The following is a 20,722-nucleotide window of genomic DNA, read 5'->3' as shown; positions in this document are numbered from 1 at the left end:
CAAGCGAAATCAATCACATGAGTTCAGATCAAGACCACCTCAAAGAGACCGACACCGAGGCTCGGTTCGAGTTCAAGAAGGAGGAGAAATCCGCCTTCAAGTCCGAGAAGGGGCTGACGGAGGAGACCGTCCGCGTCATCTCGGAGGACAAGGACGAGCCCGAGTGGATGCTCGAGCGCCGCCTGCGCGCGCTCAAGCAGTTCCAGCAGATGCCGATGCCGACCGACTGGCCGGGGCAGCCCGACCTCTCGGAGGTCGACATCGACGAGATCGTCCCGTACATCCGCCCCGACATCGAGACACGTGGCGGCGCGGAGAAGTGGGAGGACCTCCCCGAGGAGATCCGCGACACCTTCGACAAGCTGGGCATTCCCGAGGCGGAGCGCAACGCGCTCTCCGGTGTGGGCGCCCAGTACGAGTCGGAGATCGTCTACCAGAACATGCAGGAGCAGTGGGAGGAGAAGGGTGTCATCTTCATGGACATGGACCGCGCGGTCCGTGAGCACCCCGACATCGTCAAGGAGTACTTCATGACGAAGTGCGTCCCCCCGAGCGACAACAAGTTCGCCGCACTGCATGGGGCGATCTGGTCCGGCGGCTCGTTCGTCTACGTCCCCGAGGACGTGACGGTCGAGATGCCGGTGCAGGCGTACTTCCGGATGAACTCCGAGGGGATGGGCCAGTTCGAACACACGCTCATCGTCGCGGAGAAGGGCTCGGAAGTCCACTACATCGAGGGTTGCTCCGCGCCGAAGTACAGCCACTTCAACCTTCATTCGGGAGGTGTCGAGGTGTTCGTCGGCGAGGGCGCCCACGTCCAGTACTCGACCGTGCAGAACTGGTCGAAGAACACGTACAACCTCAACACGAAGCGCGCCATCGTCGAAGCCGACGGGACGATGGAGTGGGTCTCGGGCTCGATGGGCTCGAAGGCCACGATGCTGTACCCGGCCACGATTCTGAAGGGCCCGGGCGCGACGGACAACCACATCACCATCGCGTTCGCTGGCGAGGGCCAGAACATCGACACCGGTGCGAAGGTGTACCACAACGCGCCGAACACGAAGTCGACCATCGAGTCGAAGTCCATCTCGAAGGACGGCGGCCGCACGAACTACCGCGGCCTCGTCCACATCTCGGACGGCGCGGAGGGCTCCTCCACGTCGGTCGAGTGTGACGCGCTGATGTTCGACAACGAGTCGACGTCGGACACGATGCCGTACATGGAGATTCAGGAGTCGAAGGTCGACGTCGCCCACGAGGCTACTGTGGGTAAAATCGGCGACGAGGACGTCTTCTACCTCCAGTCGCGCGGCCTGGACGACGACGACGCCAAGCAGATGATCGTCGCCGGCTTCATCGAGCCCATCACGGAGGAGTTGCCCATCGAGTACGCGGTCGAACTCAACCGCCTCATCGAACTGGAGATGGAGGGGAGCCTCGGATAAGATGAGTACGCAGGTACACGCAACCATCGACGAAGCGACGGTCCGCCAGATTTCGGAGTCGCTCGGCGAGCCCGAGTGGCTCCTCGAGACCCGGCTCGAGGCGCTCGAGGCGCTGGACGACCTCGCGTTCCCGGACGTCATCAAGACGCCCGGCCGCAAGTGGACCGACCTCGCTGACCTCGACTACGACTCGCTGGTCGACCCCCTGAACGCCGCTGAGGACAAAGACCAGCTCGGTCCCGACGAGGCCGAGGTCCTCTCGTTCGCGGAGGCGGTCGACGAGCACGAGGCGCTTCTGAAGGAGCACTTCGGCTCGGTCGTCGACCCGCAGACGAACTACCTGACGGCGCTGTCGACGGCGCTGTTCTCCACGGGGACGGTCGTCCACGTCCCCGAAGGCGTCGACGCCGAGGACGTGAAGGTGCGGACGACGATGAACAGCCGCTCGCTGTTCAACTACACGCTCGTCATCGCCGAGGAGTCCGCGTCGGTCACGCTGCTCGAACGGCAGGAGACTGGGGACGACCTCGACGGCAACCGGTACTACTCCGGCCTCGTCGAGGTCGTGACCGGCGAGAACGCGTACGTCCAGTACGGCTCGCTGCAGGACCTCGACCAGACGACGTACAACTACCAGCTGAAGGAGGGCGTCACCGACACCTACGGGCAGGTCGACTTCATCGACGCCAACATCGGGTCGCGACTCACCAAGTCCAGCGTCGAGACGCACCTGAACGGCGACAGCTCGGAGACGAAGATCGTCGGGGCCTTCTACGGCCACGACGACCAGCACTTCGACGTCGCTGCCCGTGTCTGGCACAACGCCGAGCACACCACCGCCGACCTCGTCACCCGCGGGGTCATCGACGACCAGGCGCGCTCGGTGTACGAGGGCGTCCAGAACGTCGGCCGCGAGGCGTGGGACACGAACTCCTACCAGCGGGAGAACACGCTGATGCTGTCGGACGAGAGCGAGGCCGACGCCTCCCCGAAGCTCATCATCAACAACCACGACACCGAAGCGAGCCACTCCGCGACGGTCGGGCAGGTCGACGCGGAGGACATGTTCTACATGAGCTCCCGGTCGATTCCCGAGCGCGTCGCCCGCAACATGCTCGTCGAGGGGTTCTACGTCCCGGTCATGGAGGAGATCGAGGTCGACGAACTCCGCGAGGACCTCCAGGCACGCATTCGGGAGCGGCTGCGGGCTCGAGAGTAGCGAGTACACTCGACCACGGCCACCGCGTTTCTTTCGACCGCGACCACGGCCGAGCCGCCGGTGTGCGGTTCGTGGCCCGCCGGAGGGAACCGCTTAAGTCCCCGCACACCCGAAAATCGGGCATGACTGCGTCCGTCGTATCGCTATTCGACCGTACTGGGGGGACGCGATGAGTCTCACCTATCCGGTCGCCTCCGACCACCAGCTCGCCCGCCTGCTGCAGATCGGGATGGTGCTGGAGGAGGTCGTCGAGGCCCGTGCGCAGAAGCACTACGAGACGCTCCCTGACGCCGAACGGAGCGAGGCCATCGACGAGATGCTCCACCACGCCGCCGAGGAGTCCGCCGGTCACCGCGAGCGGCTCGAGGGGCTCGTCAGCGAGCTTGAAGCCGACCCGGTGGCGTACGAAGAGATCGAACAGCTCGTCGCCGCCCGCTACGAGTCCGACACCGACACGGACGGCGTGCTGTACGACCAACTCGCCAGCGAGGAGACGGCGTACAAGTTCTACGACGACCTCATCGGGGCCGTGCAGGCCTCCGATGTCGAGTTCAGCGTGGACCGCGACCGCCTCCTCGATACGCTCCGGGAGATCCGCGACGACGAGGCAGAGGGCGTCGAGCAAGTGACGCGGCTGATGGAGGCACAATGAACACCCAGCGCCAGTACCTGAAAGCGATCTATCTCATCCAGCAGGCCGAAGACGGTCCCGCATCGACCGGCGACATCGCCGACACCGTCGGCGTCTCCCCCGCGAGCGCCAACGAGATGATCGGCAAGCTCCAGGAGCGAGGGCTCGCCGACCACGAGAAGTACAAGGGCGTCTCGCTCACCGACGAGGGAATTCGGGAGGCTCGTGAGGCGCTGGAGACGTACTGCATCATCGAGCGGTTCCTCGTCGAGGTACTCGAAGTCGAGGAGTTCCAACTGGAGGCCAAGCAGCTCGAGTCGGTCATCGACGAGACGGTCGCCGAACGCCTCGACACCATCATCGACCGCTCGGAGCAGTGCCCGGACTGCTTCGACGCGGAGGACGACGTCTGTTCGCTGCTCGAACTCGATGCGGTCTCCGAGGCGGCGGACTGACGACGAGAAGTTAACCATTTGTACGGGAGTCCCGTAGCCGTCATCGAAGCCCCGTGGTAGTGAGCAGTTCCGTCGGAACTGCGAGGCTTGCGGGGCGAGCGAAGCGAAGCCCCGTGGTGTAGTGGCCAATCATAGAAGCCTTTGGAGCTTCTGACAGCGGTTCGAATCCGCTCGGGGCTACTATAAAAATTTTGATACATTCGGAAACTATAACCTCGTGGCCAGTTTCGTACCGGTCATGCCGAGATACGACCGCAACGCTGCGGTGTACGACTGGCCGGTTCCGGTGGGCGAACCGGCCCGTGAGGTGTGGTACGGGCTCGCCGGCCCCGCAGATGGGTCGGCGGCGTTCTGGTACCGCTACACACTGCTCTCGACTGAGGGTGGCCGACAGGAGGCACGGCTGTGGGCCGCCCTCACCGACACAGAGGGCAATTCCGTATTCCGGTCGCGGTCGTTCCCGCTGTCAGATGCGACCCTTGACGACGCGCCGTTCGCGTACGACCTCCCCACAGGAACGCTCACCTCCGGCCGCACGCAGGGAGACCTTGACGACGTGTCGTGGGACCTCTCGTACACGCCGGACGACTACGCCTTCACGCCGCTCCGGAGCCAGCGGCTCACGGATTTCCTGTATCGGGTGGCAGGAACGGGCAAACACTGGAGTCGCAACGAGGCCGTCCGCGTGAGCGGCGAGGTGACGGTCGGCGACCGGACGCTCACGTTCGATGACGTGCCGGGCCACCAGGGACACACGCTCGGGGCGTCACCACCGCCGACGTGGACGTGGGTGCAGTGCAACGGGTTCGACGATCCGTCGCTCTCGCTGGAGTGTCTGAACCTCGACGGCACGCTGTCGATGTGTCTGCGGCGCGACGGCGTCGTCCACGAGCTCAACCGGCTTCACCACGTCGTCGGCCCCCGCGCGAACCGTAACGAGCGACTGGAGCCCGGCCACTGGCGGTTCACGGGGACGGGTGACGGCGTCCAACTCACCGCCGAGGTCGTCGCCGACCCCGACCACTGGCAGCAGGTGGCGTACATGACGCCCGACGACACGCTCAGGTACAACGCGCACTGCTCGGTCTCCGAGGTGACGCTGCGGTATCGCGTCGACGGCGAACAGAAGGTACAGGCGACGAGCGAGGCGGGGCGCGCGGAGTGGGTCGATACGACGAAGCCAGTTTCCGGGGAGTACCAGCCGGCCTGGGACTAGAGGACGGTGCCGTGTTTCTTGTTCGGCCGCTGTTTCTCCACGTCCTCGTAGAACGCGTACCGCGCGGCGAGTTCGGTTCGAAGCTCCGATGGGGGGACGATCTCGTCGATGACGACCTCGCTCGCCATCCGATGGACGTCGATGTCCTGTCGGTACTCCTCGCGTAGTTGCTGTTCCATCTCGGCACGCTCCTCGGGGTCGTCGATGGCGTTGAGCTTGTTCGCGTAGACGGCGTTGATGGCGGCTTCGGGACCCATGATGCCGATTTCGCCCGGCGGGAGCGCGATGGTGGACTCGGGGTCGTAGGCCGGCCCGGACATCGCATAGATGCCCGCACCGTACGCCTTGCGGACGATAACACACTGCTTTGGCACCGTCGCCTCCGAGGTTGCGTAGATCATCTTCTTGCCTTTCTCCAGGATGCCCTCCTTCTCGACGGCGGAGCCGGCCATGAACCCGGGCGTGTCACAGAGGTAGAGCAGCGGGATGTTGAACGCGTCACATTTCCAGACGAACTGGGCGGCCTTCTCGGCGGCGTCGGGGAAGATGGCGCCCGCGCGCTCGTCCGGCTGGTTGGCGACGATGCCGATGGGGCGGCCGTCGACGCGGGCAAACGCGGTGATTATCTCCTTGCCGAAGTCGGGCTGGAGTTCGAAGTACGAGCCGTGGTCGACGACGCGGTCGATGACGTCCTCCATGTCGTACGCCTCGTTCGGCGCCTCGGGAATCACCGCGTCGATACCTTCGGGCGATTTGACGGGCGGCTTCGACTTCGAGCGCGGCGGCTTCTCGTCGCTGTTGTCCGGCAGGTACGTGATGAGCTGCGAGACCAAATCGCGGGCATGTTCCTCGTCGCGGGCGACCAGGTCCGCGGACGAGGAGTATTTGGCGTGGATCTCGGGCCCGCCGAGGTCCTGCATGTCGATGTCCTCGCCGGTGACCATCTTGACCATCCGCGGGGAGGCGATGGCCATCGCGGACATCCCCTCGACCATGATGGTGAAGTCGGCGAACACGGGGGTGTAGGCGGCGCCCGCGATACACGGACCGTACAGCACGCAGATCTGCGGGACGCGCCCCGACAGCATCGAGTGGTTGTAGTAGTACTTCCCGATTCCTTCTCTATTGGCGAAGAACTCCGTCTGCTTGTCGATACGGCCACCGGACGAGTCCATAAGGTAGAGGACCGGCAGCCCGGTCTTCAGTGCGCGCTGCTGCATCTTGAGGAACTTCTCGGTCCCTCGCTTTGCCATCGAGCCCGCTTTGACGGTGAAGTCGTTGGCCATGAAGTGGACGTCCCGGCCCTCGAACTCGGCGGCGCCCGTGAGCATCCCGTCGGCCGGAACCCTGTCCGACTCGTCGTACTCGTCGACGTTGGGGGAGTTGGGGTGCCACGCGTCGAAGTGCGCGAACTTCCCGTCCTCGAAGTTGAGTCCGTCCTCGCCGAACCAGAGGTCGAGGCGGTCGCGGACGAACAGCTTGTTCTGTTCGGGGAGTCGGTCGCGGTACTTCTCGGGTCCACCCTCCTCGATGTCGGCGATCTCCTCGCGCAGGCGCTCCTCGCGGTCCGTCGGGCCCAGGTCGTCTGCGATGGGCGCGGTGAGGTCGACCTCGCGGACCAGAACCGGGTCCGGTTCGTCCCCGACGTACACCTCGATCTCGTCGTCGTCGGTGTGCTCGGCGAGCGCGCTCGCGATGGCTTCTGCCTCTTCGCGGCTCGCGTCGGCCCCGATACGGACTTTCATGCTTCTACTCCCGGGTAGCGTGCTAAAATCGGTTTCCCTCTCAGCGGGGGGCGTTCACTCCAGCGCGTCCTCCAGCCGCTCGACGAGCGACGTGTTGCCGATGTGGACCGGGACGCGCTGGTGGAGTTCTGTCGGCTCCACATCGAGCAGCGACCGCGCGCCGTCGGAGGAGGCGCCGCCTGCGGTTTCGACGATGTGGCCGATCGGGTTCCCTTCGAACTGGAGGCGAAGCTTCCCGTTCGGCGCGGAGTCGAGCGCGGGGTACGCGAACACGCCACCGTACTCGAGCACCTGGTTCACGTCGGCGATCATCGCGCCGCCGTATCGCAGTTTGAGCTCCTGCTCGATCTCTCGCGCGTAGGCCTCGAAGTCGTCGAGCCAGTCCGGGACCCGGCCACCGAAGCCGTAGACGACCGGGTCGTCGGGGAGCGTCACGTCGTCGTCGACGACGGTGCGGTCGCCCGACTCGTCGACGACGTACTCGGTCACGGTGCCGTCGTGGGCGACCGTCATCGTCGTGATGGGACCGTAGAGGACGAACGCCGAGGCGACGAGGTGTTCGCCGCGCGCGGGCAGGGGTTCGTCGTAGACGGCGACGATGGTCCCCATCGCGTTGTTCGACTTCAGGTTCGAGGAGCCGTCGAGCGGGTCGACCGCGAGGTGGTACGTGTCGCCCTCGTCGGCTTCGATGACGCTCTCACGCTCTTCGCTGGCGTAGCTCCCGACCGCGTTGAGCGCGAGGAGTCGCTCCTCGAACAGCTGGTCGGCGTAGACGTCCGCTGCGAGCTGCTTCTCGCCCGAGGGGTTCTCGTCGGCGTCGTAGACGCGGCGGCCGGGGAGGCCCGCACGGACCTCCGGGGCGACCGCAGCGACGGCCTCGAGGACGCGTTCGACCATCTACTCGGCGTACTCGAGGGCGGCGTCGACGGTCGCCTCCTCGAAGATGACCTGTTCGAGCGCGTCGAGAATCCGGGTGGGGTCCTCGCGCTGCCAGACGTTCCGACCGACGGCGAGCCCGGCTCCGCCGGCGTCGATCACCGACTTCACTGACTGGAGGAACTCCTCGTCCGTGGTCTTCGAGCCGCCGGACATGACGACCTTCGTCTTGCCCGCCACGTCGACGGTGTGCTCCATCGCCTCGCGCGAGCCCGGATACTTCACCTTCGCCACGTCCGCGCCGAGTTCGTGCGCGAGTCGGGACGCGTAGGCGATGGTCGACGGGCTGGTGTCGTTCTTGAGTCCCTGTCCACGCGGGTACGACCACATGACGACCGGCATGTCGTACTGCCGGGCCTGCTCGTGGGCGTCGCGGAACTCCTCGACCATCTCGATCTCGTGGTTCGAGCCGCCGTAGACGGTGAAGCCGACGGAGGAGGCACCGACCTCCTTCGCGTAGTCGACCGAGCAGTTCACGGCCGAATCGGGCTCACCCATCCAGAGGTTCGACGTGCCGTTGAGCTTCATCAGCAGGTCGACGTCGTCCTCGTAGGAGGGGTAGTACGCCTCCGCGAGTCCTTTCTGGACCGCGATGGAGGTCACTGCCGGGTGCGTGGCCGCCTCGAAGGTGCGTTCGGGGTCCTCGCTCCCGGGCAGACCGTCGAAGTCGACCGGCCCGTGTTCGAGCCCGTGGTCGTACGCGAGGATGAGTACCTTGCCGTCGCGACTGAGCGGAGTGTCGTCGAAGGGACGCATACGGCAGTATCGTGGAACGGAGGCTAAGAAGCTACTGATGGGACGATTTACTCGCCTGTGGGTTGTGACTCTCGACAGGGGTTCCGGCAGTCTTTACCACCCGGCCGTCGACCCCCGGGTATGCGTGGACTCGACGAAGTTCGGACCGTCGGCGTCGTCGGCGCCGGCACGATGGGCAACGGCATCGCACAGGTCACGGCGCACGCCGGCTACGAGGTGGTGATGCGCGACATCGAACAGGCGTTCGTCCAGAACGGGCTCGACGCCATCGACGACTCGCTCTCGCGGTTCGTCAACAAGGAGAAACTGAGCGACGAGGAGAAACAGGCGACGCTCGACCGCATCACGGGGACGACGGACCTCGCCGACCTCGCGGACTGTGACCTCGTCGTCGAGGCCGCCGTCGAGAACATGGCCGTCAAACAAGACATCTTCGCCGACCTCGACGAGACGGTGGACGACGACGTCGTCCTCGCCACCAACACCTCGACGCTCTCCATCACGACCATCGCCTCCGCCACCGAGCGCCCGGAGCTCGTCGTGGGGCTCCACTTCATGAACCCGGTGCCGCTGATGAAGGGTGTCGAACTCGTCGTCGGCGAGAAGACCGACCCCGCCGTCGTCGAACTGGCTCACGAGTTCGCCGAGGAGCTCGGCAAGGAGACGTGGGAGTCCGACGACAAGCCGGGGTTCGTCACCAACCGCATTCTGATGCCGTGGATCAACGAGGGCGTCCGCGCGTTCGACGAGGGCGTAGCCTCGAAGGAGGACATCGACCGCGGGATGACGCTCGGTACGAACGTCCCGATGGGACCGCTCACGCTCGCGGACCACATCGGCCTCGACATCGTCCTCGACGCCAGCCAGACGCTCCACGAGGAACTGGGCGACCGCTACAAGCCCGCCTACCTGCTCAAGCGGAAGGTCGACGCGGGCGACCTCGGCAAGAAGACGGGCACGGGGTTCTACGAGTACTGAACCGGACAGTAGTCGGTCTGCGAGCCACAATCGGGCTTTTTCCGTCGCGAGACCGACGACTCGCACGTGACGACACCAGCGACGAGCGGCTCGACCACGCTTCGCAACCTGAGTGTCGGCGTGCTACTACTGGAGGCGCTGAACGCCGCCCGGAAGGGGAGCTGGACGGTGGCGGCCGCACTCCTCGGGGCGGCGGCGCTCGGCTATCGGTACACCGGGCTCGGCATCGTCGTCGAGCTGGCGATACGACTCTACCAGTTCCTGCGATAGGCGCGCCGGGTCGGTCGGTGGTGCCGCCGCTCACGACGTGAATAACCGGGCGGACGACGTGTACCCCTACCCGTGTCCGCCGCTACTTGCGGGTGTGGACGGCTTCGGTATGTGCTTTATGGCTCCTGTCAGGGTGGGTCGTCTCCTGCTCGGACCGGCGCCCCGGTCGCTCGAAACAGCCAAGTGGCGAGAGTCGAACGCTCACGCATGGACCTGAGCCTCACGCCCGAGCAGAAGCAGATCAAGGACATGGTCGCGGACTTCGTCGACGAGGAGGTCGTCCCCGTCGCGTCCGACATCGACCACGACGACGAGTTCCCGTGGGACATCGTCGAGGAGCTCGCCGACCTCGGCCTCATGGGCATGCCGTTCCCCGAGGAGTACGGTGGCGCGGGGCTCGACTATCACTCGTACCCCATCGCCCTCGAAGAGATCTCGCGTGGGTCGGGTGGGCTCGGCACCATCGTCGCCGCGCACATCTCGCTCGCCGGCAACATGGTCTACGAGTTCGGGAACGAGGCGCAGAAGGAGGAGTACCTGACGCCGCTCGCGGAGGGTGAGGACATCGGCGCGTTCGCGCTCTCGGAGCCACAGGCCGGCTCGGACGTCCCCGCGATGGGTACCACGGCCGAGAAGGACGGCGACGGCTATCTCATCAACGGCAACAAGCTCTGGATTTCGAACGGCTCGGTCGCGAACACTGTCACGCTGTTCGCGAAGACCGACCCCGACGCCGGCAACAAGGGCATCTCCTCGTTCATCGTGCGGCCCGAGGAGGACGACGGCTTCATCGTCGAGGGGACGGAGGACAAACTCGGCGACAAGGGCTGTCCCACTGCCGAACTCCGCTTCGACGACCTCTGGATTCCCGAGGACCGCCGACTGGGCGAGGAGGGTCGCGGCTTCGTCCACGCGCTGAAGACGCTCAACGGTGGCCGCATCACGATTGCTGCGCGCTCGGTCGGCATCGCACAGGCCGCGCTCGACGCCGCACTCGAGTACTCACAGGACCGCGAACAGTTCGACCAGCCCATCTCCGACTTCCAGGCCATCCAGCACAAGCTGGCCGACATGGACACGAAGACGCGCGCGGCGCGCCTGCTGATGCACGACGCCGCAGACAAGAAGATCCGCGGCGAGAACTTCATCAAGGAGGCCGCGCAGGCCAAGCTTTACGCCTCGGAGATCTCGCGTGAGGTCGCCAACGAGGGCATCCAGATCCACGGCGGCTACGGCTACACCAAGGACTTCCCCGCAGAGCGGTTCTACCGCGACGCGAAGCTCAACGAGATCTACGAGGGCACGAGCGAGGTACTCCGCAACACCATCGCGCAGAACCTGCTCAACTGACTCGCTCCGTCAGCCACTCGTACTGCCGCTCGACGCCGCGCTCGCCGGCCTCGGTCAGCGAGAACACGTCCGCGAGTCCGTCGACGCGCTTCTCGACGTAGCCGTCGTCTTCGAGCGCCCGCAGCGCGCCCCGGAACTGCTTCGGCCGGATGCGGCGGTCGTAGCGGTCCTGAAGCGCGGATTTCAGTTTCTGTGTGCTGCGCTCCTCGCCGTACAGCAGGACACAGATGTCGCGGCGCATCCCGCTGGCGAGCCACTCGGTCATGACCACCGGGAGGCAGGGACGGGTCAAATGCGGTGTGGTTCGGGGTGAACCACCACCCGCGAGGTTCACTTTCGCTCCGGGCGCTCGGCTCGACTATTTCCCCGCTCACAGCCTCTCCTCACTCGCGATGTTGACCGACATCACACACGCCCCCGTGCTCGTCGCTGATCAAGATGCCGCCCGCACGTTCTACACCGAGACGCTCGGATTCGAGGTCCGCGACGACGTGCCGATGGAGTCGGGTCGCTGGCTCACCGTCGGCCTCCCCGACCGCGAGTTCCTCCAGTTGGTCCTCCAGCAAGGCGACGGCGGCGGTGAGGGGACCTTCGTCCTCGCCAGCGACGACGTCCACGCCGACTACGACGGCCTGACCGAGGCGGGTGTGACGTTCCACGGCGAGCCCACGGAGATGCCGTGGGGCACCGAGTGCGTGTTCGAGGACCCCGACGGCAACACGTTCGACCTCCTCGAACCGACGGAGATGGACGAGGCTGCGATGGCCGACCTGCTGGCGGCGGACCAGGACTGACCGCGCCGCCGGAACCGACAGATAAGACAGGCCGCCGTCCCTATCCGGGGACATGACCGAGCAGTCCGCCGCCACTGCCGAGGCGAACGGCATCACCGCCCGCTACGTCGAGACGGATGCGGAGCGCGTTCTCACCTTCGACCGCGACGGCCACACCGCGGCCATCGCCCAGAACATCGACGGCTACGCGATGCTCAAGGTTCGGCCCACCGCGGATGGCGACGAACTCGAACGCTACTACGGGTTCGACATGGCGCTCGACCACGCCGCCGAACTGCTCGGCGTCGCCCCTCACGACCTGCCGGTGCCCGAGCCGGCTGCGGACATGGGGATGTAAACCCACTTTTTGCGCGAGGGGTCTCGGGCCTACGGCCCTCGACCCCCCGGCAAAACCTTGTTCTCGTGAGGCCGAAGGCCGAACGAGAACAGGGAAGTCGCAGCCCCGCGCAGGGAGTGAAGCGACCGAGCAGGAACGTCTTCTCGTGGGGAAAAATACCGCTTGCTCCTGCTGCCAGCCTCGCTTCGCTCGGCTGGCGTTAGTCCGCGAGCGGTACGACTCGTTCACTACGTTCACTCGTCGGGAACCGCGCTCCCTAGGGTCGCGCGGCTGCTCGTACAATATTTGAACACTACGTCGGTATCGTCTTCGCCTCCAGTGCCTCCAGAAACGCCTCGGGGCGTTCCGCGTGCGGCAGAAGGTCCGCGCCCTCGATGACGTGAAACGCGGCGCCGATCTCGTCTGCGAGGTCGCGGCCCGTGCCGGGGTCGGGCATCCGGGCCTCGCTCCCCCAAATAATCGTCGTAGGGACGTCGACGTCGGCGAGGACCGCCACGAGGTCCACGTCGAGGTTGAGGAACCCGCTCACGAACGACGCCGGCGCGTAGCGCGAGCCGGGCTGGTGGGCCGTCTCCCAGTCGTACGCGATCCACTCGTCGGAGACGTTGTCGGGGTCGGCAAACCCGTGGTCCGCGAGGTTCTTCCGGATGGACGGTTTCGAGACGACGAGGTTGAACAGTCCCTCCCCGACGACCGGCGACCGCAGGAGCGAGCGGAGCCACACCCGCCGGCCGGGGATGGCGGTCGCGGTCGGACAGACCAACACGAGCTCGCCGACGGGTTCCTGTTCGGCGGCGACCGCTGCGTACGACGCCGAGAGCGAGGAGGCGACGATGGTCGGCTCCTCGTCGACGATGTCGCGCAGGAACTCACGGACGAACGCGACGTACAGCGACCCCGAGTAGAGCAGGGATGGGCGGTCGGAGCCCCCGAATCCCGGCAGGTCCGGGGCGATGACGTGGTACTCGTCGGCGAGGTCTCCGACGACGTTCACGAACTCGTGTGAGGAGCCGGCGGCGTTGACCCCGTGGAGGAGCAGGATGTCGGGGTCGTCCGGGTCGCCGGCGTCGGTGTACGCCACGTCGAACCCCCGCCAGCGATACGTCGACTGCTCGCGACCGAGCGGTGGGTCCGCGGGCGGCGCACGGAGGAGACGGTTGGCGAGTGCGACACCACCGGCGGTGCCGGCCGCACCCAGCAGCAGGTTGCGGAGTCTCATGGACGGGCTACGCACGGACAGGGCAAAAAGTGGTCCCCCGACGGTGTCCCCGCCGACTCTCACTGGCTGAGACACACGGTAGCGCCTTATCGCCACAGCCAGCCAAGAGGTAGCTGGTGAACACCATGGCAGCAATCCTGCTCGTCTACGCCACGGGAGAGGGACAGACGGCGACGGTCGCCGACCGAATCACCGAGCGACTCCGAGACGCCGGCCACGAGGTGACCGCGAACAACGTCGCCGACCTCCGTGGGGTCGACCTCGCCGACTACGACGCCGTCCTCCTCGGTGCCTCCATCCACCTCGGGAAGGCACAGGACTCGATGGTCAAGTTCGCGCGCACGCACCGGGACGCCCTCGACGCGATGCCGAACGGCTTCTTCGAGGTGAGCCTCTCCGCCGCGTCCGAAGACCCCGAGCGACAGGCCGAAGCCCGACAGTACGTCGCGGAGTTCCGTGAGGCGACCGGCTGGGAGCCTGACATCGTCGGCATCTTCGGCGGGGCGTTCCGCTACTCGCAGTACGGCTTCCTGAAGCGCCGGCTCATGAAGCGCATCGCCGCGGACTTCACGGGTGACACCGACGCCTCCCGCGACTACGAGTACACCGACTGGGACGCCGTCACGGCGTTCACCGACGACTTCGCGGCGATCGTCGAGACCAGCGAACCGACGGAGGCCACGCCGTGACCGCCTCGAGTGCGGTCCCCCTGCGGTTCCAGCTCACTTCGGTCGCGGCGCTGGTGCTGGCGGCGCTCGCCAGCGGCGTCGGCCTCTTCGTCGAGGGGTTCTACCGCCGGGACCCGGCGGTCCTGCTCCCGCAGTCGTACGGCCAGGACCTCCTGACGCTCGCCGTCGCGGTGCCCGCACTCGCCGTCGGGCTCTGGTACGCGAGCCGTGGCTCTCGTCGGGGCTACGTCGTCTGGCTCGGCACGGTCGGCTACCTGCTGTACACGTACGCGACCTATGCGGTCATCGCGCGGTTCAACGCGCTGTTCCTCGTGTACGTCGCCGTGTTCGGGCTGTCGCTCGCCACGCTCGTCGGCGGGCTGCTCCACCTCGACCCCGCGGCCCTGAAGCGGGCGTTCGGCGACCGGTCGGTCCGACCGTACGTCGGCTACCAGGTGCTCGTCGCCGTGCTCGTCGCGGCGCTGTGGCTCTCGGAGCTCCTCACCGCGACGCTGTCGAACACGGTCCCGACGAGCATCGCAGGGACGGGTCTCCCGACGAACGTGGTCCACGTTCTCGATTTAGGCGTCGTACTGCCCGGGTTCCTCCTCGCCGCGTATCTGCTCGCCCGGCGCCGACCGTGGGGGTACGTCCTGACCGGCATCCTCCTCGTGAAAGGGGCGACGCTCGGGCTCGCCATCCTCTCGATGGCGGGGTTCATGCTCCGGGCGGGCGAGCCCGTCCCCCTCCCGATGCTCGTCGTCTTCGGGCTCCTGAGCGTGCTCGGACTCCTCGCCGTCGGTGGGTTCCTGCGGGCGCTCGGCCCGACCGACAGGGAGTCGACCGGCTCGCGCGACACCGTCGACGAGCGGGCGACGCCCCGTCCGTAGCCGCTGGGCTTACGCCTCGGGGGCGGCGATGCTCCGGATCCGCGTCGCCCGGCACTCCGGGCACGTTACCTCCGCCATCACCGGGTTGGGCGATTCGAACGCGGTGTCACACGCCAGACACCGGTAGTGGAACGTTCGGTTCTCCGAGCCGAGCATCGACCTGAGTCCGCTCAACAGTCCCATGACGCTCGCGGGCTACGACCACCGAGCGAATAGTTATAGCCGGCGTACTGCGCGGAGATGGGCGTTTCGCCGGGCGTACTCGCGGTGAATCCCGGCTTACCGTCGCTCCGCCTGCTCGCTTTCTACCCCTCCCACTGCTCGAACGACCGATAGATGCCCTTCGAGAGATACCGCTCGGCGGAGTCGGGGAACACCGTGACGACCGAGTCGTGGGGGAGATCGAGGTCGCCGCGCGCGGCGCGCTCGGCCACGTCGAGCGATGCGACGGCGGCCGCGCCGGCGGAGGAGGCGACGAGATGGCCCTCCTCGCGCGCGAGGCGCTTCAGTTCGTCGTGCGCATCGCGGTCGGCGACGGCCCGAATCTCGTCGACCAGCTCTGGATCGAACAGCTCGTTCGTCGCCGGGTTGTGTGTGCCGATCCCCTCCGTCTTGTAGTCGGCTTCCTCGGGCGACTCGCCGGCGAACGCCGCGTACATCGACCCCTCGGGCTCGACCGCACAGACGTAGGTGTCGGGGTGCTGTTCGCGGCCGTACCGGGCCATCCCCATCAGCGTTCCCGCGGTGCCACACCCGGCGACGATGGCTCCCACCTCGCCGTCGAGCGCCTCGTATATCTCGGGGGCGGTGGTCGCGTAGTGCGCCTCGCTGTTGAGCGGGTTGGCGAACTGCTGGGGGACAACCGCGTCGTCGAGTTCGGCGGCGAGCTCGTGTGCGCGCTCGATGGCGCCACCCATCCCGTCGTCGGTGGGGGTGTTGATGACCTCCGCGCCGAGCGCGCGCATCAACTGCTGTTTCTCCTTCGAGAACCGCTCGGGGACGACGAACACCGCCTGCAGACCCAGTTGCCGGGCCGCGACGGCGATGCCGATGCCGGTGTTGCCCGCGGTGGGTTCGATGACCGTCCCGCCCTCGCTGACGTCCCCGCGCTCCAGCATCCGTTCGAGCATGTACTTCCCGATGCGGTCCTTGACCGAGGCGCCCGGATTGAACGACTCGAGTTTCGCGTAGACGGGGACCGACTCGGGTGCGGCATGCACGCGGACCAGCGGCGTCTCACCGATGGTGTCGAGTACGGAGTCGAGCGGCTCCCGATGGGTGGTCATGCCGGGGCAAAAGTTTCCGTCCACCAAAAGTGAACCGGGCTCAGTTCCGGTCTCGTACCTGGATATCGGGTTCGGCCTCCTCGATGGCCGCTGTCGCCAGTACGCTGTCGACGTCGACACCCAACTCGGTGGCGAGCGCCTCGATGAGGGCGCGCTGTTCGGCCATCTCGGTCTCCAGTTGCGCGACCCGTTCGTTGGTGTCGTTGACGGTGTCGCGCGTCTGGTTCACCTGCTCGCGAAGCTCTTCGAGCCGCTTGTACGTCTTCTCGGCTTTGTCCGCGACGGTCTGGATCTTCTTCGCCGTGTCTCCGAGTCCAACCATACCTGTCCTATCGGGCGAACGCCCGTGACGCTTTCCCTCTCGTCAGCATTTAAGGGTGGTCCGTTCGCACCTCGGTGTATGGACGACGTGAAGGCCGCGCCCACCGTCGGTATCGTCGGCTGTCTCCTCGTGTTGCTGGTGCTCACGATCCCCTATCTCCTCGTCGCCGAGTCCTCTGCCGTCGGCGCGTACTACGGCGCCGGTGCCATCACGCCGCTCGCCGGGGGGCTGTTCGCGCTCGTCGGCGTCATCGTCTTCGCCGCCGGCCGCGAGGAGCGCTCCGACCCCTCGCTCGTCGCGGGCGCGGGGCTCGTCTTCGGGCTGTTCATCTTCCTCATCTCGGCGCTGTGGGCCGTGACGGTGCCCGCGAGCGTCCCGCTCCAGCTCGGCTCGCTCGATGGGCTCGCGGCGACGCTCATGGAACTCCACCGGTGGCTGCTGGCGGTCGTCGCCCTCCTCGTGCCCGTGAGCGCGGCCTGGTACGCGCGGACGCTGCGGCTCATCTGAGTCGGCTTCGTCGGGGCATACTCATTTGACCTCTGATATGTCGGCTCGAGCTATACGCTCCCCGCGAAAAACGCACTTAGGGGTGTATTTCCCATTATCGTTCAGACAGGATGGAGGGACGCGATGGTCACGACGAGTGGCGAGACGTATCACGACGCAGGCTGTTACAGGGCGGTTCCGCACTCCTCGGGTCGACGGCGTTCTCGGGCGTCGGGGCTGCGGTGGATGACACGGACCCCACGGACCCGGTCGACGACACGCTGTCGGCCGTAGAGCCGGAGGTCAGGGGGGTCTACATGATGCCGCTCTGGTACTGGGACACCGCCGAGGTACCCACGGGCCGACAGAAGATGCGCGAGTGGCTCGACCGCGCCGAGGAGTCCGGGCTCAACACGGTGTTCGCGTGGATCGAGAGCGACGGCGTGGCGTCGCTCCTCGGGGAACCCGCGTACGCCGAGTCGGACTACTACGACTTCTGGAACCCCGACCACCAGTGGGACCCGCTCGGCGAACTCGTCAGCGAGGCACACACACGAGACATCGAGGTCCACCTCTGGTACTCATTCACCCGGTACAAGCGGTCGGCGCTGCGGATTCCGGAGTACAACCCGGACCTGGAGGTGCTGCCGACGGGCGACCCGGACTGGGCGTCGATTCGACTGGAGGAGTGGGAGAACGGCTACCGCGACCCCTCGCACTCGATGGTCGGCGGCGAGGCCGTCTGCGTCAACGAAATCGACTGCCACGACTGGACGCTCCACGTTCTCGGTCGGGTGTTCGACCAGTATCCCGGCCTCGACGGCCTCCACATCGAGGAGCCGGGCTACCTCGCGGTCGACCGCTGTGTCTGTCACCGCTGTCAAGAGCGGTACGGCAGCATCTTCGACGACGACCCGGCGAACCTCATCGACCACACCTACTACGCGACGAAGCCGTACTACGACGACGAGCGGGCGGTCCACACGCGCTGTCACGGCACCGACGAGTTCGTCGAACGCCTCCACGGCTGGTGGACCGACCGGATGGACGACGAGGTGCTCTCGTTCAACGGGAGCTGGGCGTGGGAGTGGGACCGCGTCCGTGGTCGCAACTGGGCGCAGTGGTCACACGAGGGCTGGGTGCCGTACTTCTTCCCGCAGGTGTACACCGACGACACCGACTACTTCGAACACGCCGTCCAGTACGCGATGGAGTGGCTCGGCGAGGATGCCACCATCGCTCCCATCGCGGGCCTCGAGTGGGGCGGCGGCTCGAACGACGTCTCGACGGTGCTCGAGCAGATCGAAACTGGGCGAGCGAGCGACGGCCACGCCGGCACCGCGGAGGCCGGCGCCGGGCTGTTCTCCGGGCACGCGCTGTCTGCGGACATGACCGTCGGACTCCGCGGCCAGCCGTACACCCGGTCGACGAGTCCGCACTGGCACGACGAGGAGGAGTCGGACCAGTCGCGCGGCGACCTGACCCGCGAGGAACTCGAGGAACAGGACCCGTTCGCGTTCACGAGCCACTGGCGGGCGGCGGACGTCCCCGGAGCGTACACGGGCCCGCCGCTCATCGAGGAGACGTTCGAGTCGCTCGGAATCTGAACGGCTTCCTGCTTTGGTGACGGTGCTGTCGCTGTCTGTGTGAAGTCGCGATGAATGAGTGGACAGCCGCGCTTGCCTGGCCGTTCCAGAACGGGGAATCCCGGTTGCCTCCTCCACCCCGCGACCCCACGGGCGACAGGTGTCTATGGGTCCGCTGCTCACTTCCGTGCCTGGCGGAGTGCCCACAGTTAACCACGCCACAGCCTCCCTGCAGAGGCTGGTACGTGGACCGCTGCCCTCGTGGGACGAGGCTTCTACGTTGGCTCCCGGGGCCCGGACTGGGCGGGCCAGACGCGCCCGGGGTTCGGTCCCCGCTAAAGACCATAGCGCGGGTGACGAGCGGGGCCTAACCGCCCGACCTAGTCCACTCCGAGTTACCGCGGTGTGACTTAAGGGCCTTTCGGGTTGGCCGTCCGAAAGGAACCGACGGCTACCGGATGGTGAGCGACGAGCGGTGCAAAACAGCAGCGAGAAGCGCGATTCGTCAGCGAGAAGCCGTCAGCCGCCGTCGCCGAGTGCCATTACGGCGACCACTCAGTCGTCACCGGTTGCCACTGCGGCGACCACTCAGTCGTCACCGGTTGTCACTACGGCGACCACTTAGTCGTCGCCGAGTGCTTCGGACTTCGCCATCGGGCCGGCGAGTTCGATGTTGCCCCCGAGTTCGCGCTGCGGGTACGGAATGTCGATGCCCTCCTCGTCGAACCGCTGTTTCACGTTCGTCACGTACTCTGCACGGGTGCGGACGAAGTCGGCGCGCGAGGGGTTGGCGATCCAGATGCGCGACTGGAGCCCGACGTACGAGTCGGCGAGCTCCGTGAGCCGGACCGACGGCTCGGGGTCAGCGAGGATGTCGTCGTGTGCGTTCGCCTCCTCGATGATGATGTCGGTCGCCTGCTCGATGTCGTCGTCGTAGCCGATACCGAAGACGAACTTCAGCCGGAGCTTGTCCTTCGCGACGGGGTTCTTGATGACGTCGTCGGTCAGCGTCGCGTTCGGCACGGTCAGCAGCTCGTTGTCGAACGTCCGAACGCGGGAGACGCGCAGCGAGATGTCCTCGACGATGCCCGCGTTGCCGTCCCACTCGATCCAGTCACCGATGCGGAACGGCTTGTCGGTGTAGATGAACACGCCCGCGACGAAGTTCTTGATGACGTCCTGCATCGCGAAGCCGATGGCGAGCGTCGCGGCGGCCGCGACGGTCGCGAGCGACTGCAGGAAGTTACCGAAGCCAGCCAGCCCGAAGGCGATGGCGATGGCGACGAACACGACGACGATACTGACGAGCCGCTTCAGTGGTCGCTTCGCGTGGGCGTCGAGCCCGCGCTTGTCGAGCGCGCGGTCCGTCAGCGGGCGGAGTATCGCCCGGCCGACGAGGTAGACGAGGACGAAGACGACGATGAAGACGACCGCCTTCGCCAGCGGCTCGGCCAGCCCTGCGAGCGCCGTCCCGCCGAGCAACTGGTCGAGAAAGCTCTCGACGAAGCCAGTCGCGTCACCAGCCTGTAGCGGGATGAGGCCCTGCATCAATGGAACACCGCGGTGTGCCCGCGTGTATCGATGAGTTCGGCACTCGCGCGCTCCGCAAGGTCAGCGGCGAGGTCTTCGGTGGTCGTGCCGCCGCGGGCCGACCGGAGGAACTTCACTTTCACCAGCTCGCGGTCCTGCAACTGGCTCTTCAACTCGTCGACGACCGGGTCGAGTCCCGACTTCCCGACGCGAAGCGTCGCGTCGACGTCGTGGGCCCGCTCCCGTAACTCCTGGCTCATAGGACCGAGTTCGAACTCACCGGGTTTGAAAGTTACCGATACGGGTAGCGGGCGTGTGTGCCGCAGTCACAGGTGACGACGACGTGCCCCTCGCGGGTCCGGACTCGCGCGTTCCGGCCGGGGATCAGGTAGGCGTCACAGGCGTCACAGGTGAACCGCTTGAAGCGGACGGGGAGCCGCAGCCGGTTGCGCTCGGCGACGCGACGGGCACGGCGGACGTACGACCGCGCGAGATCGTCGTTCCCCTCGCTCGCCGCGGTCCGCGCGAGGTCGTGTAACCGGTCGATTCGCTCCTCCGCGATGCTCACGGCTCGTCGAAGTCGGCGTGCCGGGATAACTC

The 20,722-nt window shown here is 66.5% G+C and carries 25 protein-coding genes, 1 tRNA gene and 1 other RNA gene; 15 read left to right on the top strand and 12 right to left on the bottom strand.

Annotated elements, in window-relative coordinates; all coding sequences use genetic code 11:
- Positions 1-17 precede the first annotated feature (17 nt).
- The 6 genes from sufB (at position 18) to NL126_RS20940 (ending at position 4,969) form a co-directional block, all read left to right on the top strand.
- Positions 18-1,448, top strand: a complete 1,431-nt coding sequence (sufB, locus tag NL126_RS20965) for a Fe-S cluster assembly protein SufB (RefSeq protein ID WP_255196831.1) — start codon at positions 18-20, stop codon at positions 1,446-1,448.
- Position 1,449: 1 nt separating this feature from the next.
- Positions 1,450-2,667 carry a Fe-S cluster assembly protein SufD gene (gene sufD, locus NL126_RS20960; protein WP_255196830.1) on the top strand — a complete coding sequence of 406 codons (1,218 nt, stop codon included), beginning with the start codon at positions 1,450-1,452 and terminating at the stop codon, positions 2,665-2,667.
- A 169-nt stretch (positions 2,668-2,836) separates the two neighbouring features.
- Positions 2,837-3,319, top strand: a complete 483-nt coding sequence (locus NL126_RS20955; RefSeq protein ID WP_255196829.1) for a ferritin-like domain-containing protein — start codon at positions 2,837-2,839, stop codon at positions 3,317-3,319.
- Positions 3,316-3,753, top strand: coding sequence for a metal-dependent transcriptional regulator (locus NL126_RS20950; RefSeq protein ID WP_255196828.1), 438 nt, complete (start codon positions 3,316-3,318; stop codon positions 3,751-3,753). The genes NL126_RS20955 and NL126_RS20950 overlap by 4 nt, the downstream gene beginning before the upstream one ends.
- Positions 3,754-3,860: 107 nt before the next feature.
- A tRNA-Gln gene (locus NL126_RS20945) sits at positions 3,861-3,933 on the top strand.
- A 58-nt stretch (positions 3,934-3,991) separates the two neighbouring features.
- A complete protein-coding gene (locus tag NL126_RS20940) occupies positions 3,992-4,969 on the top strand; it encodes a hypothetical protein (RefSeq protein ID WP_255196827.1) in 978 nt (325 codons plus the stop codon).
- Here the strand turns inward: NL126_RS20940 and NL126_RS20935 are convergent.
- The 3 genes from NL126_RS20935 to NL126_RS20925 are packed head-to-tail and all read right to left on the bottom strand — an operon-like array spanning position 4,966 to position 8,406.
- Positions 4,966-6,714: an acyl-CoA carboxylase subunit beta gene (locus NL126_RS20935; protein ID WP_255196826.1), complete on the bottom strand. Its 1,749-nt coding sequence runs from the start codon at positions 6,712-6,714 to the stop codon at positions 4,966-4,968. The genes NL126_RS20940 and NL126_RS20935 overlap by 4 nt on opposite strands.
- A 54-nt stretch (positions 6,715-6,768) precedes the next feature.
- On the bottom strand, positions 6,769-7,611 hold the full coding sequence (locus NL126_RS20930) for a class 1 fructose-bisphosphatase (protein WP_255196825.1): 843 nt from the start codon (positions 7,609-7,611) through the stop codon (positions 6,769-6,771).
- The gene (locus NL126_RS20925) at positions 7,612-8,406 is read right to left on the bottom strand and encodes a class I fructose-bisphosphate aldolase (protein ID WP_255196824.1); all 795 of its coding nucleotides are present in this window, start codon (positions 8,404-8,406) and stop codon (positions 7,612-7,614) included.
- A gap of 120 nt (positions 8,407-8,526) precedes the next feature.
- On the opposite strand from NL126_RS20925, the gene NL126_RS20920 reads away from it, so the two are divergent.
- The 3 genes from NL126_RS20920 (at position 8,527) to NL126_RS20910 (ending at position 11,004) form a co-directional block, all read left to right on the top strand.
- Positions 8,527-9,384 carry a 3-hydroxyacyl-CoA dehydrogenase family protein gene (locus NL126_RS20920; RefSeq protein ID WP_255196823.1) on the top strand — a complete coding sequence of 286 codons (858 nt, stop codon included), beginning with the start codon at positions 8,527-8,529 and terminating at the stop codon, positions 9,382-9,384.
- Between the two features lie 66 nt (positions 9,385-9,450).
- Positions 9,451-9,654 carry a hypothetical protein gene (locus tag NL126_RS20915; RefSeq protein WP_255196822.1) on the top strand — a complete coding sequence of 68 codons (204 nt, stop codon included), beginning with the start codon at positions 9,451-9,453 and terminating at the stop codon, positions 9,652-9,654.
- Positions 9,655-9,861: 207 nt separating this feature from the next.
- A complete protein-coding gene (locus tag NL126_RS20910; RefSeq protein WP_255196821.1) occupies positions 9,862-11,004 on the top strand; it encodes an acyl-CoA dehydrogenase in 1,143 nt (380 codons plus the stop codon).
- On the opposite strand, the gene NL126_RS20905 is transcribed toward NL126_RS20910, so the two are convergent.
- A complete protein-coding gene (locus NL126_RS20905; protein WP_255196820.1) occupies positions 10,997-11,269 on the bottom strand; it encodes a PadR family transcriptional regulator in 273 nt (90 codons plus the stop codon). The genes NL126_RS20910 and NL126_RS20905 overlap by 8 nt on opposite strands.
- A 127-nt stretch (positions 11,270-11,396) precedes the next feature.
- On the opposite strand from NL126_RS20905, the gene NL126_RS20900 reads away from it, so the two are divergent.
- Together NL126_RS20900 and NL126_RS20895 are read left to right on the top strand one after the other, a co-directional pair.
- Positions 11,397-11,798 (top strand): VOC family protein, encoded by a 402-nt coding sequence (locus NL126_RS20900; RefSeq protein WP_255196819.1) that lies wholly within the window; start codon positions 11,397-11,399, stop codon positions 11,796-11,798.
- Between the two features lie 52 nt (positions 11,799-11,850).
- Complete coding sequence (locus NL126_RS20895; RefSeq protein WP_255196818.1) at positions 11,851-12,135, top strand: DUF7111 family protein; 285 nt, start codon at positions 11,851-11,853, stop codon at positions 12,133-12,135.
- A gap of 292 nt (positions 12,136-12,427) precedes the next feature.
- Here NL126_RS20895 and NL126_RS20890 read toward each other — a convergent pair whose 3' ends face one another.
- Positions 12,428-13,354 carry an alpha/beta fold hydrolase gene (locus NL126_RS20890; protein WP_255196817.1) on the bottom strand — a complete coding sequence of 309 codons (927 nt, stop codon included), beginning with the start codon at positions 13,352-13,354 and terminating at the stop codon, positions 12,428-12,430.
- Between the two features lie 125 nt (positions 13,355-13,479).
- On the opposite strand from NL126_RS20890, the gene NL126_RS20885 reads away from it, so the two are divergent.
- Both NL126_RS20885 and NL126_RS20880 read left to right on the top strand, forming a co-directional pair.
- The gene (locus NL126_RS20885; RefSeq protein WP_255196816.1) at positions 13,480-14,043 is read left to right on the top strand and encodes a flavodoxin domain-containing protein; all 564 of its coding nucleotides are present in this window, start codon (positions 13,480-13,482) and stop codon (positions 14,041-14,043) included.
- The gene (locus NL126_RS20880; RefSeq protein WP_255196815.1) at positions 14,040-14,912 is read left to right on the top strand and encodes a hypothetical protein; all 873 of its coding nucleotides are present in this window, start codon (positions 14,040-14,042) and stop codon (positions 14,910-14,912) included. Before NL126_RS20885 ends, NL126_RS20880 begins: the two co-directional genes overlap by 4 nt.
- A 9-nt stretch (positions 14,913-14,921) precedes the next feature.
- Here the strand turns inward: NL126_RS20880 and NL126_RS20875 are convergent, their stop codons facing one another.
- The 3 genes from NL126_RS20875 to NL126_RS20865 all read right to left on the bottom strand — a co-directional run bounded on the left by NL126_RS20875 (position 14,922) and on the right by NL126_RS20865 (position 16,520).
- Positions 14,922-15,095, bottom strand: coding sequence for a hypothetical protein (locus NL126_RS20875; RefSeq protein ID WP_255196814.1), 174 nt, complete (start codon positions 15,093-15,095; stop codon positions 14,922-14,924).
- Positions 15,096-15,217: 122 nt separating this feature from the next.
- Positions 15,218-16,198, bottom strand: coding sequence for a PLP-dependent cysteine synthase family protein (locus NL126_RS20870; protein WP_255196813.1), 981 nt, complete (start codon positions 16,196-16,198; stop codon positions 15,218-15,220).
- Between the two features lie 40 nt (positions 16,199-16,238).
- Positions 16,239-16,520 (bottom strand): DUF5798 family protein, encoded by a 282-nt coding sequence (locus tag NL126_RS20865; RefSeq protein ID WP_255196812.1) that lies wholly within the window; start codon positions 16,518-16,520, stop codon positions 16,239-16,241.
- A 78-nt stretch (positions 16,521-16,598) separates the two neighbouring features.
- Here NL126_RS20865 and NL126_RS20860 point away from each other — a divergent pair, with 78 nt between their 5' ends.
- Positions 16,599-17,027, top strand: coding sequence for a DUF7548 family protein (locus tag NL126_RS20860; RefSeq protein WP_255196811.1), 429 nt, complete (start codon positions 16,599-16,601; stop codon positions 17,025-17,027).
- A 110-nt stretch (positions 17,028-17,137) separates the two neighbouring features.
- Complete coding sequence (locus tag NL126_RS20855; RefSeq protein WP_255196810.1) at positions 17,138-18,613, top strand: family 10 glycosylhydrolase; 1,476 nt, start codon at positions 17,138-17,140, stop codon at positions 18,611-18,613.
- A gap of 56 nt (positions 18,614-18,669) precedes the next feature.
- Here NL126_RS20855 and ffs read toward each other — a convergent pair.
- The 4 genes from ffs to NL126_RS20835 form a co-directional block, all read right to left on the bottom strand.
- Positions 18,670-18,983, bottom strand: an RNA gene (gene ffs, locus NL126_RS20850) — signal recognition particle sRNA.
- A 230-nt stretch (positions 18,984-19,213) separates the two neighbouring features.
- On the bottom strand, positions 19,214-20,140 hold the full coding sequence (locus NL126_RS20845) for a mechanosensitive ion channel family protein (RefSeq protein ID WP_255196809.1): 927 nt from the start codon (positions 20,138-20,140) through the stop codon (positions 19,214-19,216).
- The gene (locus NL126_RS20840; protein WP_255196808.1) at positions 20,140-20,382 is read right to left on the bottom strand and encodes a YhbY family RNA-binding protein; all 243 of its coding nucleotides are present in this window, start codon (positions 20,380-20,382) and stop codon (positions 20,140-20,142) included. The genes NL126_RS20845 and NL126_RS20840 overlap by 1 nt, the downstream gene beginning before the upstream one ends.
- 32 nt (positions 20,383-20,414) lie before the next feature.
- A complete protein-coding gene (locus NL126_RS20835; RefSeq protein ID WP_255196806.1) occupies positions 20,415-20,690 on the bottom strand; it encodes a ribonuclease P protein component 4 in 276 nt (91 codons plus the stop codon).
- Between the last annotated feature and the right edge of the window lie 32 nt (positions 20,691-20,722).

Origin of the sequence: Halorarius litoreus (assembly GCF_024362405.1) — an archaeon.
Lineage (GTDB): Archaea > Halobacteriota > Halobacteria > Halobacteriales > Haloarculaceae > Halorarius > Halorarius litoreus.
The sequence above is the reverse complement of the archived record's forward strand: the minus strand, read 5'-3'. Positions and strand labels throughout refer to the sequence as shown.

Excerpts from the sequence above, each read along its gene's own strand:
- sufB (WP_255196831.1), top strand. The coding sequence starts at position 18 with ATGAGTTCAGATCAAGACCACCTCAAAGAGACCGACACCGAGGCTCGG.
- sufD (WP_255196830.1), top strand. The coding sequence starts at position 1,450 with ATGAGTACGCAGGTACACGCAACCATCGACGAAGCGACGGTCCGCCAG.
- NL126_RS20955 (WP_255196829.1), top strand. The coding sequence starts at position 2,837 with ATGAGTCTCACCTATCCGGTCGCCTCCGACCACCAGCTCGCCCGCCTG.
- NL126_RS20950 (WP_255196828.1), top strand. The coding sequence starts at position 3,316 with ATGAACACCCAGCGCCAGTACCTGAAAGCGATCTATCTCATCCAGCAG.
- NL126_RS20940 (WP_255196827.1), top strand. The coding sequence starts at position 3,992 with ATGCCGAGATACGACCGCAACGCTGCGGTGTACGACTGGCCGGTTCCG.
- NL126_RS20935 (WP_255196826.1), bottom strand. The coding sequence starts at position 6,714 with ATGAAAGTCCGTATCGGGGCCGACGCGAGCCGCGAAGAGGCAGAAGCC.
- NL126_RS20930 (WP_255196825.1), bottom strand. The coding sequence starts at position 7,611 with ATGGTCGAACGCGTCCTCGAGGCCGTCGCTGCGGTCGCCCCGGAGGTC.
- NL126_RS20925 (WP_255196824.1), bottom strand. The coding sequence starts at position 8,406 with ATGCGTCCCTTCGACGACACTCCGCTCAGTCGCGACGGCAAGGTACTC.
- NL126_RS20920 (WP_255196823.1), top strand. The coding sequence starts at position 8,527 with ATGCGTGGACTCGACGAAGTTCGGACCGTCGGCGTCGTCGGCGCCGGC.
- NL126_RS20910 (WP_255196821.1), top strand. The coding sequence starts at position 9,862 with ATGGACCTGAGCCTCACGCCCGAGCAGAAGCAGATCAAGGACATGGTC.
- NL126_RS20905 (WP_255196820.1), bottom strand. The coding sequence starts at position 11,269 with ATGACCGAGTGGCTCGCCAGCGGGATGCGCCGCGACATCTGTGTCCTG.
- NL126_RS20900 (WP_255196819.1), top strand. The coding sequence starts at position 11,397 with ATGTTGACCGACATCACACACGCCCCCGTGCTCGTCGCTGATCAAGAT.
- NL126_RS20895 (WP_255196818.1), top strand. The coding sequence starts at position 11,851 with ATGACCGAGCAGTCCGCCGCCACTGCCGAGGCGAACGGCATCACCGCC.
- NL126_RS20890 (WP_255196817.1), bottom strand. The coding sequence starts at position 13,354 with ATGAGACTCCGCAACCTGCTGCTGGGTGCGGCCGGCACCGCCGGTGGT.
- NL126_RS20885 (WP_255196816.1), top strand. The coding sequence starts at position 13,480 with ATGGCAGCAATCCTGCTCGTCTACGCCACGGGAGAGGGACAGACGGCG.
- NL126_RS20875 (WP_255196814.1), bottom strand. The coding sequence starts at position 15,095 with ATGGGACTGTTGAGCGGACTCAGGTCGATGCTCGGCTCGGAGAACCGA.
- NL126_RS20870 (WP_255196813.1), bottom strand. The coding sequence starts at position 16,198 with ATGACCACCCATCGGGAGCCGCTCGACTCCGTACTCGACACCATCGGT.
- NL126_RS20865 (WP_255196812.1), bottom strand. The coding sequence starts at position 16,520 with ATGGTTGGACTCGGAGACACGGCGAAGAAGATCCAGACCGTCGCGGAC.
- NL126_RS20860 (WP_255196811.1), top strand. The coding sequence starts at position 16,599 with ATGGACGACGTGAAGGCCGCGCCCACCGTCGGTATCGTCGGCTGTCTC.
- NL126_RS20855 (WP_255196810.1), top strand. The coding sequence starts at position 17,138 with ATGGAGGGACGCGATGGTCACGACGAGTGGCGAGACGTATCACGACGC.
- NL126_RS20845 (WP_255196809.1), bottom strand. The coding sequence starts at position 20,140 with ATGCAGGGCCTCATCCCGCTACAGGCTGGTGACGCGACTGGCTTCGTC.
- NL126_RS20840 (WP_255196808.1), bottom strand. The coding sequence starts at position 20,382 with ATGAGCCAGGAGTTACGGGAGCGGGCCCACGACGTCGACGCGACGCTT.